Here is a 17,238-nt window from a genome sequence, read left to right on the forward strand (position 1 = left end):
GGCTTTTCGGTGGCTAGAGATCGAGTTCCCGGCGCAGTTCCGCCAGTTTCTGCCGGCGCTCGTCCAGTGACAGCGGGGTGGTGCTTTCCTGCGGCAGGGCCGGCGTGTCGGGCTGGGTCAGTTCCTCGCCCTCAATCACGCGCTCGCAGAATCGCTCATAATGCTCGCGAAAAACCGGAAAGGCAGCGCGCTCCGGGTTGTTGGCGAGGAAAAACCAATCGGCTGCACGGCCTGCGTGGTAGACCGCGGGATGACTCCAGTTGTAAGCCGCCTTCGGCGACGGTGCGCGGCAGGCTTCCAGATAGGCACTGTGGGTATCTGGCAGACCAAAATCCCTGAGGCTCGGGCGGCTCAGTTCGCGAATAGTGTGCAGCGTCGGCAGGTAGGCGCTCTCTTTGATGCTGCGACGACCGCCGCGCAGGATTTCTTCCGGGCTCAAGTCCAGCAAGCTGTGCAGCCACAGTTGCTTGGCCACATTGGCCTTGTCGCCGGGAAAGGCCTTGTGAAACTGGTTGTGATAAGCAAGCTCCAACTCGGTGAACAGCTGGTTAATGGCGTCGATATGGCCGTCGGTTATCGGCTGCTCGGCGTCACTTGCTGCGGAGCCCGCTCGCCCAGCTGCGGTCGGTGAGTTTGTGGAAGAGCTTTTCAGCTTCCGACTGAGGTTTTCCGTCAGCGTTTTGCTGTCCTGCATTGTAGTCTCCCATGCGGTGGCGCTGCGCCCACTGATACTTTACGTGCTGTAGAAATTTACTGTTCCAGGAGCGCTGCAACTGTCGACTATCTTGCCAGTAGAGTCGAAACTCGGGCAACAGTTGGCGGGCGAACTCCTGATCGATATTGGCCATGCGCAGAATGTCGAACACGGCCTCGCCCGGTTGCCAGTTGGCGGGAATCTGGCGGGGTTCGGTGTCGAATTCGATGGCGTTGGTGTAGTGGGCCCACTGCCGGCGCACATGCTCGATAAAACGGGTATTCCAGCGCCGATCGCGGTGGCCGCTCTCGCGCCAGTAAAGCACAAACTCGGGGACCGCATCCTCGATAAAGCTGCGGTCGATGTCGGCGCGCTCCAGAATTTCCAGTGCGTCCTGGCTGGGCTGCCAGTCCGGGCTGATGGGCATGGTTTGGGCCAACTCCTGCTGGTCGTACTGATGCTTCTTCCAGCGTTTGGCCACATGTTGGGTGAAGGTGCTATTCCAGGATGCCCGGGCGTTGCCTTTCTCGCGCCAGTGGCTGATAAATTCCGGTACCAGCCCTTCGATAAAGGCAGGGTCAACGCCATGAAACTGGGTCAGGTAATTAATACTTTCCTTGTCCGGCTGCCAGTCGCTGTCGATAGGGCGGGCACTGCCGTCGCGGCCATTGGATGGAGGCGACGTCTGTGTTCGCGCAGGTTCTGTTCGGCGTGTGTTTCTGGGGGGCGGAGAGTTTGCGCTTTGCCGGGCGTTTAGGGTAAAGCGGATATTGCGCGCATTGCTGTTCAGGGCGCTGCCCAGCGAGACCACGCCCTGTGACTGAAGTTGCAGCAGAATTTTTTCGATTTCCTGCTGATTCCAGAACGGCAATAATTGTTGCAGCTGGGCTTTGTCGATAAGCTGCCAGCTTTCCTCGCCACCGTGCAACTGCGCCCACTCGGTCAGCAGCTGCAGCACAATAGCCTCGTGCAGACCAATGGTCGCAGCAAGTGTGGGCGAAACGATAAGCGGGCGTTCAATCACGATGGGCGCTGACATTATGAAAGTAAGCCGGACATTGTACGGTCCGGCGCCGGTCTGGGCCAAGCCGGATTTGCGCCCGGTTCCGGGTCGTTGAAATAACCGGTTCAGAATAAAAGGATGTAATCCCCAGCATGGCTAAACAGAAATCCGCCTTTGTCTGCAATGAATGCGGCAATGAATACAGTAAGTGGCAGGGGCAATGCCACGACTGCGGTGAATGGAATACGCTGACGGAGATCAAGCTGGGCCCGGCGGCAGGTAAGTCGGCGCCGCGCGCCGTGGGTTATGCCGGAGCCGCCGCCAGTGAAGTACAGACGCTGGACTCCATCAACCTCGAGGATCTGCCGCGTATCCACAGCGGCTCCTCGGAATTTGACCGGGTGTTGGGCGGCGGGCTGGTGCCGGGCTCGGCGGTATTGATTGGCGGTCATCCCGGCGCCGGCAAAAGCACCCTGTTGCTACAGACTTTGTGTCGGCTGGCCCAGTCAGTGCCGGCCCTGTATGTAACTGGTGAGGAGTCCCTGCAGCAGGTGGCCATGCGCGCCAAGCGACTGGAGCTGAAGGCCGACAAGCTGCAGCTGCTTTCAGAAACCCAGCTGGAAGCCATCCTCTCTCACGCCGCCCGCCAGCGCCCGCAGGTGATGGTGGTGGATTCGGTGCAGGTTCTGCACAGCGACGGCGTGACTTCTGCGCCCGGCAGTGTTTCTCAGGTGCGTGAGTGTGCGGCGGCGTTGACGCGCTTTGCCAAACAGAGCAACACCATCGTACTGCTGGTGGGTCATGTGACGAAGGAAGGCTCGCTGGCGGGGCCGAAGGTGCTGGAGCATATGATCGATTGTTCCATCATGCTGGAGGGTAGCAGCGATACCCGTTTTCGCACCCTGCGTGGTCAGAAAAACCGCTTTGGCGCGGTGAATGAACTGGGTGTATTTGCCATGACCGAGCTGGGTTTGAAAGAAGTCAAAAACCCTTCGGCGATTTTCCTTAACCGCCAGAGTGAGCCGGCCTCGGGCAGTGTGGTCATGGTGGTCTGGGAGGGAACCCGGCCCCTGCTGGTCGAGATTCAGGCGCTGGTCGATAGCAGCTCGGTGGGGCATCCGCGCCGGGTTGCGGTTGGTTTGGAGCAGAACCGCTTGGCCATGTTGCTGGCGGTCTTGCATCGCCACGGCGGTTTGCAGGTGGGTGATCAGGATGTCTTTGTAAATGTAGTCGGCGGCGTGAAAGTGCTGGAGACCAGCGCGGATCTGGCCTTGCTGTTGGCGATTGTGTCCAGCTTCCGGGATCGGCCTTTGCCTGAAGATCTGGTGGTGTTTGGGGAGGTGGGGCTTTCCGGGGAAATTCGTCCGGTGCCCAGTGGGCAGGAGCGTTTGCAGGAAGCGGCGAAGCATGGGTTTAAGCGCGCGATTGTGCCGAGCGGTAATCGGCCGCGTAAGGCGCTTGAGGGGATGACGGTGGTTGCCGTGGATACTTTGGCTCAGGCTTTGGATGCTATTTAGGCTGAGTTTTTGGAGTACTAAATACGGCTCGGCGATGTCCGATTCGATACCCCCAACCTGCTGCTGGCCGGATTCGGAGCCCCAATCTATGAACACTCCGAAATCCAGTATTAAAAAATTTCCTCTAGCGAAGTATCAGCAGGCCCATTCCCCGGGCTATAACTAGGCCCTTCAACGGTCTCGGAATCCGGCACATTCTCTGCCCGGAAGATTTCAAAAATGGCATTGCTTTGGCCGGGTGCGGCCAGCTTGCCGCTATCCGGATCAATCCGAACGGTGGCGATGCCGGCGGGCTGCTTCATGTGCTGCTCTGGTTTACCCTTGAGGGCGTCTTCCATGTATTCCATCCAGATAGGCAGAGCGACGGAGCCGCCGTACTCGCGTTTACCTAGATTCTGGTTGTCATCGAAGCCAACCCACGCGGTGGTGGCTATGCCTGAGCCATAGCCGGAAAACCAGGCATCGGTGGGGCCGTTGGTGGTGCCGGTTTTGCCGGCCAGATCACTGCGACCCAGTTTGCGTGCGCGGCGTCCGGTACCGTAGCGGATAACGTCCTTGAGGATGCTGTCCATGATATAGGCGACGCGTTCTTCAACGATGCGTTCGGCATTGGGATGCTGTGGGCCTTCCGCTTCCTTGAGAATGGCTTCAAGGTTGGTGGCCTCTTCAAAGAAGGGTTCGTCGCCCACGTGAATCTGATCTGGCCCGAACGTCACTTCCTCTTCGCAGGGTCGACACACAACAGGGTGTTCCGCCTGATAAAGAATGTTGCCGTCGCGGTCTTCGATTCGCTCCAGCACAAAGGGTTTGACCCGGTAGCCACCGTTGGCGAAGACCGTATAGCCTGTTACCACATCCAGCGGGGTGGCTGACAGGCTGCCCAAGGCTAGCGACAGATCGCGAGGCAGTTGTGATTCGCGGAAGCCGAAACGGGTCACATAGTCAATCGTTTTGCCAATGCCGGTAGAGCGCAGCAGGCGAATCGACACCAGGTTGCGGGAGTTATAAAGCGCTTTGCGCAGCCGGGTCGGGCCGTAGAATTTGCCGCTGTCGTTGGTTGGGCGCCAAGTGCTTTCCAGTTGCTGGTCGTCAAACACAATGGGCGCGTCGTTAATCACCGTAGCGGCGGTGGCACCGTTTTCCAGCGCGGCCGCGTAGACAAAGGGCTTGAAGTTCGAGCCGGGCTGCCGGTTAGCCTGAGTGACCCGGTTAAAGCTGCTGTGCTGATAGTCGTAGCCGCCCACCAGGCTGACAATGGCCCCGGTTTCTGCATCCATCGATACCAGAGAAGCCTGAACCGCGGGCAATTGCGACAGTTGCCAGCGCTTGCCGGGTTCGGCGGCAACGCGGATGACGTCGCCACGGGTGAGAATGTCGGCAGCCGTTTCCGGTGCCTGGCCGCGGCTGTCTTCATTAATGTAGGGGCGGGCGTCTGACAGGCCATCTTCCCACTGAAGTTCGATTTCGGTGCCGTCGCGCATCAGGCAGGTCACGCTTTTGTCTTCTACTGTCAGCACCAGTGCCGGTTCCCACCGGCCGACGCTGCCGACGCGGCGTAGCTCTCTCTGCCAGTGCTCGCGATCCAGCGGGGTTGTGAGCGCCCACTTCTGTTCTGGGCCTCGGTAGCCATGGCGCTTGTCGTATTCGCTGACCCCGTTGATGACGGCTTCGTTGGCGCTGTTCTGAAGCTCGCTGTCGATGGTGGTGTAGGCGCGATAGCCCTCGGTGTAGGCATCCGGGCCGAAGCGGCGGATCATGTCGCGGCGAATCATCTCCGAGACATAGGCGGCGTCGGCTTGCAGCTTGCTGCCGTAGTAGCTGGCTGAGATTTCGCTTAGTCTGGCTTCTTTATAGGCGTTTTCGTCGATATAACCGAGGCTTAGCATGCGCCCCAGAATCCAGTCACGGCGGGACTTTGCCCGGGTCGCGTTAACCAGCGGGTTGTAGGCCGAGGGAGCTTTGGGCAGGCCCGCAATCATTGCCATCTGGGCCAGTGTCAGCTCCCCTACATGCTTGTCGTAGTAGACCCCGGCCGCGGCCTCAACACCGTAGGCGTGGTTGCCGAGGAAGATCTTGTTGAGGTAAAGCTCGAGGATTTCCTCTTTAGTCAGGGCCCGTTCAATCTTGATGGCGAGGAATATCTCATTGAATTTTCTGGAAAAAGTTCTTTCCTGGGTCAGGAAGTAGTTCTTTGCCACCTGCATGGTAATGGTGCTGCCACCGGTCTGAATTTCGCCGCTGACAATCAATTGTGACGCCGCTCGCAGCAAGCCACCGATATCTACGCCATGATGTTCGTAAAAGCGGTCATCCTCCGCAGCGAGGAAGGCCTGTATAAAAAGCGGTGGGATGTCCTCGAAATCCAGCGGTGTTCTCTTCTTTTCACCAAATTCGCCGATCAGCTTCTGATCCCGACTGTAGATTCGCAGCGGGGTTTGCAGGCGAATATCGCGCAGGGTATCGACATCCGGCAGTTTCGGGGTGAGATAAATGAAAATGGCGGCAAAACCGGCAACTGCGCCGGCTGCGAGTACTAGAATAGAGTGTGTAAGTACTCGCCGTAGCAGGATAAATTTAGACATTCTGACCCTGTGGTTATAGTGAGGCTCGGTTCGCGAATCGGCGCCTATGTTAGCGAAATGAGACGCGGTCTACCCAATAATCATTATAACTATTTGCGAAATCGGGTACTCTGGTATTTAATCTAATTATAAAAAGTGTGTTCTAAGTCTCGGATGCAGATAGGAAAACTCTGGTGTTAAAAGAACTTTTCGGCGGCTGGCGACCCAGCCCGGTTGTTGGAGTGGACATCAGTTCCAGTGCTGTGAAGGTGCTGGAGCTGAGCTGCAATAACGGCCGTTACCGGGTGGAGAGTTTCGCTGTCGCGCCACTGCCCCAGAATGCGGTGATTGAAAAAAATATCGCCGACACTGAAGTCGTGGCTGAAAGTCTGCGTCTTGCGCATACGCGATCTCGCTCAAAACAGAAAAATGCCGCGGTAGCGGTTTCCGGTGCGGCGGTGATCACCAAGGTGATAGAGATGGCCGCCGATATGAGTGAAGAAGTGATGGAGTCACAGATCACTCTGGAAGCCGACCAATACATTCCCTACCCCTTGGAAGAAGTCGCGCTGGATTTCGAAGTGCTGGGTCCCTCCGATCGAAATGAGGGGATGGTTGAAGTTCTGCTGGCCGCTTCCCGTCAGGAAAATATCGAGACGCGAGTAGAAGCCCTGGAGCTGGCAGATCTCGAAGCGAAGGTGGTCGACATTGAAGCCTTTGCCCTGGAACGTACCTTTGCGCTGATTGCCGAGCAGTTCGAGCTCAATGAAAACTCGGTGGTGGCGATTGTTGATGTCGGCGCTACCGTCACGACGCTGAGTGTTATTGTCGACGACGAAACCATCTACACTCGTGAGCAACTGTTTGGCGGCCGACAGCTGACGGAAGAAATTCAGCGCCGTTACGGTGTCACTTACGAAGAAGCCGGCATGGCCAAGAAGGATGGTGGCATTGCGGACGATTACGAGGAAGAGGTGCTAGAGCCGTTCCGCGACGCTGTGGTTCAGCAGATCAATCGCGCGCTTCAGTTTTTCTTTTCGGCCAGTCAGTACAACATGGTCGATCTCGTTGTCCTGGCCGGCGGGGTCGCCTCGACCACCGGGCTGGCGGATCGGGTTGCCGAGGAAACTGGGACATCAACCGTCGTTGCCAATCCCTTTGCGAATATGGAGGTTGCTCCCGGCGTGGATGTGCTGGCGCTTAACGCTGATGCACCGTCGATGATGATTGCCTGCGGACTAGCCCTGAGGAGTTTTGACTGATGGCAAAGATCAACCTCCTTCCTTGGCGTGAAGAGCGCCGCGCCGCACTCCAGAAACAGTTTCTGGTCATTCTGGTTGGCATGGCTGTCTTCGGTGGGCTGATTGTGTTTCTCGGCGACCGTTATTTCAACGCACTCATCGACCACCAAAATGCACGGAATAACTATCTGCAGCAACATATTGCCGAGTTGAATCGGCAGGTCGCGGAAATTCGCGAGTTGGAAAAACGTCGTGCCGAGTTGCTGGAGCGGATGGAAATCATTCAAGGGCTGCAGGGCAAGCGTCCTGTGATCGTGCGGATTTTTGATGAAACGGTTCGCACCATGCCCGACGGTGCCTTCTTTTTGGATATGACGCGCACAGGCGATGCGATCAAGGTTTCAGGCAAGGCCGAGTCGAATAACCGCGTCTCCAGCCTGATGCGAAAACTGGATAATTCCGAGTGGTTTAAAGAGCCCAATCTGACGTCGGTCAAGGCTGCGCCTGATTTTGGCGAGCAGGGTAGCCAGTTTGAGCTTTCGTTCAAGATCACGTCTCCGGACGCTGAAGCAGAAGCGAAGGAGAAATAGGCATGGCATTTCAGGACGCACTGAAAGAGCTCAAAGAGTTTGATGTCAACAACATCGACTTTAATACGGTTGGAACGTGGCCGATTCTGGTCAAGAGCATTGTTTGGGCTGTTGTCTTTGTCGGCGTTGTGGTTGGCGGTTATTTCCAGTTGATTGAGCCGCTGCGGCTTGAGTTGGAAAAAGTCACAGCGAAAGAACAGGACCTTCGTCAGGAGTTTAAGACCAAGGCTTTCAAAGCGGCTAACCTTGCGGCCTATCGCAAGCAGATGATCGAAATGGAAGAAACCTTCGGTGCGCTGTTAAGCCAGTTGCCAACCGATACCGAGGTTCCGGGACTGCTTGAGGATATCACTGAAGAAGGCGTCTCCAATGGCCTGGAAATCACCTCGATTCAGTTGCAGCCGGAAGTTCGCAAAGAGTTTTATGTTGAGCTGCCGATCAGTATTCAGGTCAAAGGGCCGTACCATGATCTGGCGGCGTTTGTGAGCGGTATCGCCGGTCTGCCACGGATCGTCACTCTGCATGATTTCAAGATTGGCGGCGCCAAAGGCGGGATTGATCTGAATATGTCAATTACGGCCAAGACCTACCGTTATCGTGATCCGGAGGTCGACGGATGAATATCAGGACACTGATTCCTTTCTGTTTGGCGGGTCTGGTGTTGACCGGTTGTGGCGGTAGCTCCAGCTATGAAGATATCGACGCCTACATGGCGGAGATCAAGTCGCGTCCGGTCGGGCAAATCCCGCCGATTCCGCCCTTCAAGGCCTACAAGGCGTTTAATTACAGTGCCTCCGGTTTGCGCAGTCCGTTTATCAAACCAGTTGAGGCCAAGCAAATAGCCCGCTTGTCCGGTAACGCAGCTGTGAAACCGGATTTCAATCGCAAGCAGGAGTTTCTGGAGCAGTTCAGTCTGGATTCCCTGCGGATGGTGGGCTCTTTGGAGTTGGATGGTGTGCGTTGGGCGCTCGTCAAAGACAGCGAAAACAGTGTGCATCGTGTGCGGAGTGGTCATTACCTCGGTCGCAATCATGGACGGGTCATTGAAACGACAGAAACCAGTCTGTTGATTATCGAAATCGTCTCGGATGGCGGCGATGGCTGGATTGAAAGACCGCGAACCCTCGAAATAAAAACGAGTGACGGCTAAGTGAGTGGAGAAGTCATGAAAACCTTAAAGCCAAAAACAATTCAGCGGTATCTGCTCTGGGCGGCTTGCGCAATCTTCACTCACCCCCTGTTTGCCGGCGAGCTCAAGGATATCCAGTTCTCTTCGCTACAGGGTGGTCGTTTCGAGGCGCGCATGACCTTTGACTCCGCACCGCCGGAGCCCAAGGGTTACACCATTGAAAAGCCTGCTCGTATTGCGCTGGACTTGCCCGGCGTAAGCAGCGGTCTGCCGCAGAAGAAATACCCTCTGTCCTATGGCAACGCCAGTAGCGCGATTGTGCTGGAGGGCAACGGTCGCACCCGGGTGGTATTAAACCTGCTTGAGCTGGTGCCCTACGCCACGCGCATAGAGGGCAACGATCTGGTTGTTGAAGTCGGTTCTGTCGCGACGGAGTATCTTAAAGAATCCGGTGGTGCGTTGGAGCAGGTGGCTAGCTCAACACCGTCAGTGGAAACGGCCAGCGGTAACCAGATTACGGATATGGATTTCAAGCGTGGCGCCGATGGCGAAGGCATGCTGATTCTGAGTCTTAAAGATCCCAAAGCCGATATCAATGTGTATGAACAAGGCACGAAGATCTTTGTCGAGTTCAGCGAAATGTCGCTGCCGGAAAATCTTCGTCGTCGCTACGATGTCGGTGACTTTGCTACTCCGGTGCAGGTCATTGATGCCAAAAGCACCAGCCGCGGTGCGCGCTTTGAACTGAAATCCAGCGGTGATTACGACTACCTCGCGTATCAGGCAGATAACGAGTATGTGCTCAGCGTGAAGCCGCTTACGCAGGAAGAAGTGGAAGAACGGCGCAAGGAATTCGCCTTTGTCGGTGAAAAGCTGTCGCTCAACTTCCAGGATATTGAAGTGCGCGCGGTACTGCAGCTGATTGCAGACTTTACCGAACTTAATCTGGTGGCCAGTGATACGGTTTCCGGCAACATTACCCTGCGGTTGAAAAACGTGCCTTGGGATCAAGCGCTGGAACTGGTGCTGAAAACCAAGGGGCTCGACAAGCGTTTGGTCGGGAACGTACTGATGGTTGCGCCTGCGGCGGAGATTGCCGAACGTGAGCGCCAGGAAATTGAAGCCCAGAAACAGGTGCGTGAACTGGCGCCCCTGCGCAGTGAGTTTATCCGCATTCGTTACGCCGATGCGGCGGACCTGATGACCTTGTTTGAGCGTACCAGCACAGGCGGAGGAGGTAATTCTGATGAAGGTGAAGATATTTTGTCAGAGCGTGGTCGGGTGGTGCTGGAATCGCGCACCAATTCTCTGCTGATCACTGAGACTGCCGATAAGCTCGACGAAATTCGACGTCTGATCAAGCAGATTGATGTCCCGATTCGTCAGGTACAGATCGAGGCCCGCATTGTTCGAGCCAGCACTGACTTTGATAAGTCGCTGGGTGTTCGCTGGGGTGGTGCTTTTTACGATGTAAACGATGCCGGGAATATCCTCTCAGCAAACGGCACCATTGAGGAAAACAATGAGACCACCAGTAACCTGATTTCTGCGGCAGCGGCGGGTAATAATTCCTTTGAGGTGGTCCCCGGCATGATTGCTGACCTCGGTGTCGCAGGTGCTGCAGGCTCTTTCGCGCTGGGCTTTATTGAGGATGATCACTTCCTCAACCTTGAGCTGTCCGCGCTGGAATCCAAAGGTCGAGGCGAGATCGTTTCCCAGCCGAAGGTAATTACCGGGGACAAAGAGCCCGCGATTATCAAAGCTGGTACCGAGATTCCTTATCCGCAGTCCTCGGCCAACGGCGAAACCACCATTGCCTTTAAAGAAGCGGTGCTGAGCCTGGATGTTACGCCGATCATCACCCCGGATGACCGCATTCTGCTCGACCTCCTGATTAATCAGGATACGGTTGGCCAGTTGGTTATCTCTACGGGGCTGGGTGGTCAGGTGCCCACTATTGATACCACCGAGCTGAAAACCAAGGTCTTGGTGGGCAATGGTGAAACTGTCGTGCTGGGCGGTGTGTACGAGACGACCGATATCGAGTCGGTGACCAAGGTTCCCTTCTTTGGTGATCTGCCGTACATTGGGCGCCTGTTCCGTCGCACCTCTGTTGATCAGGATAAGTCGGAGCTGCTGATTTTTATTACGCCCCGCATTCTGGCAGATACGCTGGTTGAGTGAGGCTTAGCACGTAACTGCCACGGTAAGCCCTTTCTATGAAGTATCCCCGTGTGTTTCTTGTCGGCCCAATGGGGGCCGGCAAGAGCACTATCGGTCGCCTGTTGGCCGATGACCTCCATCTGGAATTCCGTGACGCTGACCGCGAGATTGAAGAGCGCAGCGGCGTTGATATCCCGTGGATCTTTGACAAGGAAGGTGAAGCCGGTTTTCGCGATCGCGAAACGGCCATGATCGAAGAACTGTCTCAACTTGAGGGCGTTCTGGTGTCCACCGGTGGTGGCGTGGTGGGGCGCCCGGAAAATCGTGAACTGATGAAGCGGGGCGCCGTTGTGTATCTGCATGCCTCGGTTGATGAACAGGTTCGCCGTACTGCCAAGGATAAAAAACGACCCCTGCTACAGAACGCCAATCCGCGCAAGGTGCTCGAAGAGCTGATGGCGGTGCGCGACCCGCTGTATCGCGAAGTGGCAACGATTATTGTGCATACTGATGGTCGTGGCCCGCGCGCTGTCGCCAATGAGATTCGTCGCCTGCTGGCCTGAGTTCTCCCGAAAACGCTACAATAGCGTTTTTCCTGCATCAGACTGATTTCCATGCGTGAGTTGACTCTCGATCTGGGTGAGCGGAGCTACCCGATTCGTATTGCCCCGAATTTGCTGTCCGATAACGACTGGCCATCCTTTATCAAAGGCAAGCAGGCCTGCGTGGTCACTAACGAAACCATAGCGCCGCTCTATCTTGAGGCCGTGTTGGCTCGACTTCAGGGCTGGCAGGTGTCGGTCGTGGTGCTGCCCGACGGTGAGTCGCACAAGAACCTGGAAACCCTGAATACGATCTTTGATCAACTGCTGGAAGACAACCACACGCGCAAAACTACGCTGATTGCGCTCGGTGGCGGCGTGGTCGGGGATATGACCGGCTTTGCGGCGGCCTGCTATCAGCGCGGTGTGCCGTTTATTCAGCTGCCGACGACCCTGTTGTCGATGGTGGATTCCTCCGTCGGTGGCAAGACGGGGGTCAATCACGCGCTGGGCAAGAACATGATTGGTGCGTTTTACCAGCCTGAGTGCGTCATTATCGATACCGAAACGTTGACAACCTTGCCGCCGCGGGAGTTTTCGGCGGGGCTGGCCGAGGTGCTCAAGTACGGTCTGATTGCCGATGTGCCGTTCTACGATTGGCTTGAAGCTAACTGGGATGGTCTGCTGGCTCGTGACCCCGAACTGCTCGCCGAAGCGATTCTGTGCTCCTGCGAGAACAAGGCCCGCGTGGTGGCTGAAGATGAACGTGAAGGCGGTCGCCGTGCCATTCTCAATCTGGGGCACACCTTTGGTCACGCTATCGAGACCGCTACCGGCTACGGTAGCTGGCTCCACGGCGAGGCGGTGGCAACTGGCATGCTGATTGCTGCAAAGCTGTCGTCGGATTTGGGCTGGATTGCCGATGCTGAGGTGGAGCGATTGGCGAGCCTGCTGCAACGGGCGGATCTGCCACTGAACCCTCCGGCAGAGATGGCCGCCGAACAGTTCCTGAGCCTGATGGCGCGGGACAAGAAAGTGCTCGATGGTCGCTTGCGGCTGGTCTTGTTGAAAGCGCTGGGTGAGGCCGTGGTGACCGACGAAGTGGAGCAGGCAAAGGTGATTGCAGCTATCGAGGCGGTGCGCTAGCGCCGTCCGGCCTTGGCAAGGATTTACTAAGTCTTTGTTAAAAGGGCAAAAAATACGGCTTATTCTGTGTATTTTGCGGGCAAATTTGTCGCTTATGCGCCAGCCGTGTAGAATGTCCCTCCTTTTTTCCGGCGACTGCTGTCCCCGGAGCGCAGAAATGCTAGCTATCTTTCTGATTTTCTGAGTTTTTTACGAGAGTCGATTTATGAGTACAGGCCTGTACAGACCTGAGGACGTGCGTGATAACTGTGGTTTCGGCCTTATTGCCCACATGCAGGGCGAGCCGAGCCACAAGTTGTTGCAAACGGCCATAGAATCCCTGACGTGCATGACGCACCGTGGGGGCATTGCCGCTGACGGTAAAACCGGTGACGGCTGTGGTCTGTTGCTGAAAAAACCCGACAGCTTCCTGCGGACTCTCGCCAAAGAAGCCTTCTCGGCCGAACTCAGCAGCATCTACGGCATCGGTCAGATCTTCCTGAGCAAAGACGCTGCCAAAGCAGACGCTGCACGTAAAGCCATGGCGGATGCCATGGCCGAGCAGGGTCTGGAGTGCGTCGGCTGGCGCGAAGTGCCGCACGATCCGTCTGTGTGTGGTGAGATCGCGGTCGCCAGCCTGCCGCGCATTGAGCAGGTGTTTATTAACAGTGATGCGTCCAGTGACAAAGAACTGGCCACCAAGCTGTATGTGGTGCGTCGCCGCACTGAAAACGCGCTGGCCAATGACTCCGATTTCTATATCTGTAGCCTGTCATCTTCGGTCCTTTCCTATAAAGGTCTGATGATGCCCGTGGATTTGCCCAAGTTCTTCCCGGATCTGGGTGACGAGCGTCTGGAAACCGCGATCTGCGTTTTCCACCAACGCTTTTCGACCAACACTCTGCCGCGCTGGCCGCTGGCTCAGCCCTTCCGCATGCTGGCCCACAACGGTGAGATCAACACCATTGAGGGCAACCGCAACTGGGCGGAGGCGCGCTCGACCAAGTTCTCCAGCCCCTTGCTGCCTGATCTGGACAGCATTGCGCCGCTGGTTAACCGCACCGGTTCCGACTCCTCCAGCCTCGACAACATGCTCGAGCTGCTGGTTGCTGGCGGCATGCCCCTGTTCCGCGCTGTGCGCATGCTGGTGCCGCCGGCCTGGCAGAACATGGAGCACATGGATGCCGACCTGAAGGCCTTCTACGAATACAACTCCATGCACATGGAGCCCTGGGATGGCCCGGCCGGTATCGTATTGACCGACGGGCGCTACGCCGTGTGTATGCTGGACCGCAACGGCCTGCGTCCGGCTCGCTGGGTAACGACAACCGACGGCTTTATTACTCTGGCCTCGGAAATTGGCACCTACGACTACAAACCGGAAGATGTTATCGCCAAGGGCCGCGTTGGCCCCGGCCAGATTCTGGTGGTCGATACCGAGACCGGCGAAGTCATGCACACCGCCGATGTAGACGCTCAGCTGAAAACTCAGCAGCCCTACAAGCAATGGCTAAAAGAGCATGCGACCCGTCTGGAATCCTCGCTGTCTACGCCGCTGGTTCCGGACTTGGTGGGCAAGGAGCAACTCAAGGCGTTCCAGAAATACTTCCAGGTCAGCTTTGAAGAGCGCGAGCAGGTGCTGCGCCCGCTGGCAGAGTCTGGCAACGAAGCCGTGGGCTCCATGGGCGACGACACGCCGATGGCGGTGCTTTCCAAACAGGAGCGCCCGCTCTACGACTACTTCCGCCAGAAGTTTGCACAGGTAACCAATCCGCCGATCGATCCGCTGCGCGAAGCGATCGTCATGAGCTTGGAAACCTGTCTGGGCCGTGAGAAAAACGTTTTCGAAGAAACGGCCGATCACGCCGAGCGCCTGATTCTGTCTAGCCCCGTGCTGTCGCCGGATAAATTCCAGCGTTTGCTGGAACTGAACAATCCGAATTTCGACGTTGCGCGCCTGGATTTGACTTACGATCCGGCCACGACTGACCTGCGCAGTGCGATCAATAAACTGTGTGATGACGCGGTTGCTGCGGTTAACAGCGGCAAAACCATTATGCTGCTGAGTGATCGCGGTCTTGAGCCCGGTCTGCTGGCTATTCACTCGCTGATGGCCACCGGTGCCGTGCACCACCACCTGATCAAGCAGGGTCTGCGTTGCGACGCCAACATCGTGGTGGAGTCCGGCAGTGCCCGCGATTCTCACCAACTCGCCTGTCTGTTTGGTTATGGCGCGACCGCGGTATACCCCTACATGGCCTACAGCGTGATCAACGACATGCTGCGCAGCGGCGAGCTGGTGGGTGATACCAACGAATGTCACACCGCTTACCGCAAGGGTATCAACAAAGGGCTGATGAAAATCCTCTCGAAAATGGGGATTTCCACCATCGCCTCTTACCGCGGCGCCCAACTGTTTGAAATTATCGGTCTCGATGACGATGTTGTGGATCTGTGTTTCCGCGGCACCGCCAGCCGCATCAAGGGCCCGACCTTTGCCGAACTGCAGAAAGATCAGGAAGCGCTGGCAACCATCGCCTGGATTCCGCGCAAACCGATTAATCCCGGCGGTCAGCTCAAGTTTGTTCACGGCCAGGAATTCCACAGCTTTAACCCGGACGTGGTTAAAGGCTTGCAAGACGCCGTGCAAACTGGCGATTACACACGTTGGAAAGCCTACAGCAAACTGGTCAATGAGCGCCCGGTAGCCACCCTGCGCGACCTGCTGAAACTGAAAGACGCCAAGCCGATTCCGCTGGAAGAGGTTGAGCCCATTGAAAACATCCTGCCGCGCTTTGACTCGGCCGGTATGTCGCTGGGTGCCTTGAGCCCGGAGGCGCACGAAGCTCTGGCAACTGCCATGAACCGTTTGGGCGGTCGCTCCAACTCCGGTGAGGGTGGCGAAGATCCAGCCCGCTACGGCACCGAGCGCAACTCCAAGATCAAACAGGTGGCTTCCGGCCGCTTTGGCGTGACCCCGCATTATCTGGTCAATGCCGAAGTGTTGCAGATCAAAGTCGCTCAGGGCGCCAAGCCCGGTGAAGGTGGTCAGCTGCCCGGTGGCAAGGTCAACGAACTGATCGCTCGCCTGCGTTACTCCGTGCCCGGCGTGACCCTGATTTCACCGCCGCCGCACCACGACATTTACTCGATCGAAGACCTGGCTCAGCTGATCTTTGACCTCAAGCAGGTCAACCCGGAAGCGCTGGTGTCGGTCAAGCTGGTATCTGAGCCCGGTGTCGGCACGATTGCTGCCGGTGTCGCCAAGGCCTACGCGGATCTGATCACTATCTCCGGTTACGACGGTGGTACCGCAGCCAGCCCGATTACCTCTATTCGCTACGCTGGTTCGCCGTGGGAACTGGGTCTGTCAGAAGCCCAGCAAACCCTGCGCGGCAATGGCTTGCGTGGCATGGTGCGTGTGCAAACAGACGGTGGCTTGAAAACCGGTCTGGATGTGGTCAAGGCAGCAATCCTCGGCGCGGAAAGCTTCGGTTTCGGTACCACGCCGATGGTGGCGCTGGGTTGTAAATACCTGCGTATCTGTCACCTGAACAACTGCGCGACGGGTGTTGCCACCCAGGATGGGCGTCTGCGCGACGAGCACTTTATTGGCACCGTCGACATGGTAGTGAACTTCTTCAAGTTTATGGCCATGGAAACCCGCGAGCTGATGGCAAGCCTCGGCATTCGCACCATGGATGAACTGATTGGTCGCACCGATCTGCTGGAGCAGCACGCCGGCGCGACGGAAAAACACGGCAAGCTCGACCTGTCTCCGATTCTGCATAAAGACGCGGAAGCCGAAGGGCAGCCCGAATTTTGTCAGGTTGCTTTGAACGCACCCTTCGACAAAGGTGAAAAAGCCGAAGCGATGGTTGCCGCAACCCTCGATGCGATTGAGAACAAGCGCGGTGGCGAATTTGAATTTACCGTGACCAACTGCGACCGCTCTATCGGTGCGCGTCTGTCCGGTGAAATTGCCAAGCGCTACGGCAATATGGGTATGGCCGACACGCCGATCACCTTGCGCCTGACCGGTACCAGTGGTCAGAGCTTTGGGGTGTGGAACGCCGGCGGTTTGAACATGTATCTCGAAGGCGATGCCAACGATTACGTCGGTAAAGGCATGGCTGGCGGTAAGCTGGTGATATTCCCGCCCAAGGGCAGCCGTTTTGCCTCGCAAGACACCGCCATCATTGGTAACACCTGTCTGTACGGTGCCACCGGTGGCCGTCTGTTTGCCTCCGGCCGTGCCGGTGAGCGTTTCGGGGTGCGTAACTCCGGTGCTCATGCGGTGGTTGAAGGCACCGGTGACCACTGCTGTGAATACATGACCGGCGGTAACATCACGGTACTCGGCCCGACCGGGGTTAACTTCGGCGCGGGCATGACCGGTGGTTTTGCCTATGTGCTGGATATGGAGCATCGTTTTGTCGATCGCTACAACAGCGAGCTGGTGGAAATCTGCCGTATTACATCCGAGTCGATGGAAGCCTATCGCTCGCATCTGCGCGCCAATATTCAGGAATTTGTAGCCGAAACCGGCTCTGCCTGGGGCGCCGAAATTCTGGAGAACTTCTCCGACTACATCGCCAAGTTCTGGATGGTGAAACCCAAGGCCGCAAGCCTGGGAGCCCTGCTGGCCAGCACGCGCCAGCGTCCGGAATAAG

General features: G+C 56.9%; 12 protein-coding genes. 9 read left to right on the forward strand and 3 right to left on the reverse strand.

Going from position 1 to position 17,238, the window contains the following annotated elements; genetic code table 11:
* Positions 1 to 13: 13 nt before the first annotated feature.
* Together FHR99_RS10085 and FHR99_RS10090 are read right to left on the reverse strand one after the other, a co-directional pair.
* The gene (locus FHR99_RS10085; RefSeq protein ID WP_183410525.1) at positions 14 to 694 is read right to left on the reverse strand and encodes a replication protein P; all 681 of its coding nucleotides are present in this window, start codon (positions 692 to 694) and stop codon (positions 14 to 16) included.
* Positions 591 to 1,733: a DnaT-like ssDNA-binding domain-containing protein gene (locus tag FHR99_RS10090; protein ID WP_183410526.1), complete on the reverse strand. Its 1,143-nt coding sequence runs from the start codon at positions 1,731 to 1,733 to the stop codon at positions 591 to 593. The genes FHR99_RS10085 and FHR99_RS10090 overlap by 104 nt, the downstream gene beginning before the upstream one ends.
* A gap of 116 nt (positions 1,734 to 1,849) precedes the next feature.
* On the opposite strand from FHR99_RS10090, the gene radA reads away from it, so the two are divergent.
* On the forward strand, positions 1,850 to 3,214 hold the full coding sequence (gene radA / locus FHR99_RS10095; protein ID WP_183410527.1) for a DNA repair protein RadA: 1,365 nt from the start codon (positions 1,850 to 1,852) through the stop codon (positions 3,212 to 3,214).
* A 110-nt stretch (positions 3,215 to 3,324) separates the two neighbouring features.
* On the opposite strand, the gene FHR99_RS10100 is transcribed toward radA, so the two are convergent.
* Positions 3,325 to 5,796, reverse strand: a complete 2,472-nt coding sequence (locus FHR99_RS10100; protein ID WP_183410528.1) for a penicillin-binding protein 1A — start codon at positions 5,794 to 5,796, stop codon at positions 3,325 to 3,327.
* Positions 5,797 to 5,969: 173 nt separating this feature from the next.
* On the opposite strand from FHR99_RS10100, the gene FHR99_RS10105 reads away from it, so the two are divergent.
* The 8 genes from FHR99_RS10105 to gltB all read left to right on the forward strand — a co-directional run bounded on the left by FHR99_RS10105 (position 5,970) and on the right by gltB (position 17,237).
* Entirely contained in the window at positions 5,970 to 7,037 is a 1,068-nt protein-coding gene (locus tag FHR99_RS10105; protein ID WP_183410529.1) for a type IV pilus assembly protein PilM, read from the forward strand.
* Positions 7,037 to 7,606, forward strand: coding sequence for a PilN domain-containing protein (locus FHR99_RS10110; protein WP_183410530.1), 570 nt, complete (start codon positions 7,037 to 7,039; stop codon positions 7,604 to 7,606). The genes FHR99_RS10105 and FHR99_RS10110 overlap by 1 nt, the downstream gene beginning before the upstream one ends.
* A gap of 2 nt (positions 7,607 to 7,608) precedes the next feature.
* Positions 7,609 to 8,226, forward strand: a complete 618-nt coding sequence (locus tag FHR99_RS10115; RefSeq protein WP_183410531.1) for a type IV pilus inner membrane component PilO — start codon at positions 7,609 to 7,611, stop codon at positions 8,224 to 8,226.
* Positions 8,223 to 8,756: a pilus assembly protein PilP gene (locus FHR99_RS10120; RefSeq protein ID WP_183410532.1), complete on the forward strand. Its 534-nt coding sequence runs from the start codon at positions 8,223 to 8,225 to the stop codon at positions 8,754 to 8,756. The genes FHR99_RS10115 and FHR99_RS10120 overlap by 4 nt, the downstream gene beginning before the upstream one ends.
* Positions 8,757 to 8,771: 15 nt before the next feature.
* Positions 8,772 to 10,919 (forward strand): type IV pilus secretin PilQ, encoded by a 2,148-nt coding sequence (locus FHR99_RS10125; RefSeq protein ID WP_183410533.1) that lies wholly within the window; start codon positions 8,772 to 8,774, stop codon positions 10,917 to 10,919.
* A 35-nt stretch (positions 10,920 to 10,954) separates the two neighbouring features.
* Positions 10,955 to 11,461, forward strand: coding sequence for a shikimate kinase AroK (gene aroK / locus FHR99_RS10130; protein WP_183410534.1), 507 nt, complete (start codon positions 10,955 to 10,957; stop codon positions 11,459 to 11,461).
* Positions 11,462 to 11,512: 51 nt separating this feature from the next.
* On the forward strand, positions 11,513 to 12,586 hold the full coding sequence (gene aroB, locus FHR99_RS10135; RefSeq protein WP_183410535.1) for a 3-dehydroquinate synthase: 1,074 nt from the start codon (positions 11,513 to 11,515) through the stop codon (positions 12,584 to 12,586).
* A gap of 205 nt (positions 12,587 to 12,791) precedes the next feature.
* Positions 12,792 to 17,237 carry a glutamate synthase large subunit gene (gene gltB, locus FHR99_RS10140; protein WP_183410536.1) on the forward strand — a complete coding sequence of 1,482 codons (4,446 nt, stop codon included), beginning with the start codon at positions 12,792 to 12,794 and terminating at the stop codon, positions 17,235 to 17,237.
* Position 17,238 lies beyond the last annotated feature (1 nt).

Source organism: Litorivivens lipolytica, assembly GCF_014191715.1.
Classification (GTDB): domain Bacteria; phylum Pseudomonadota; class Gammaproteobacteria; order Pseudomonadales; family Spongiibacteraceae; genus Litorivivens; species Litorivivens lipolytica.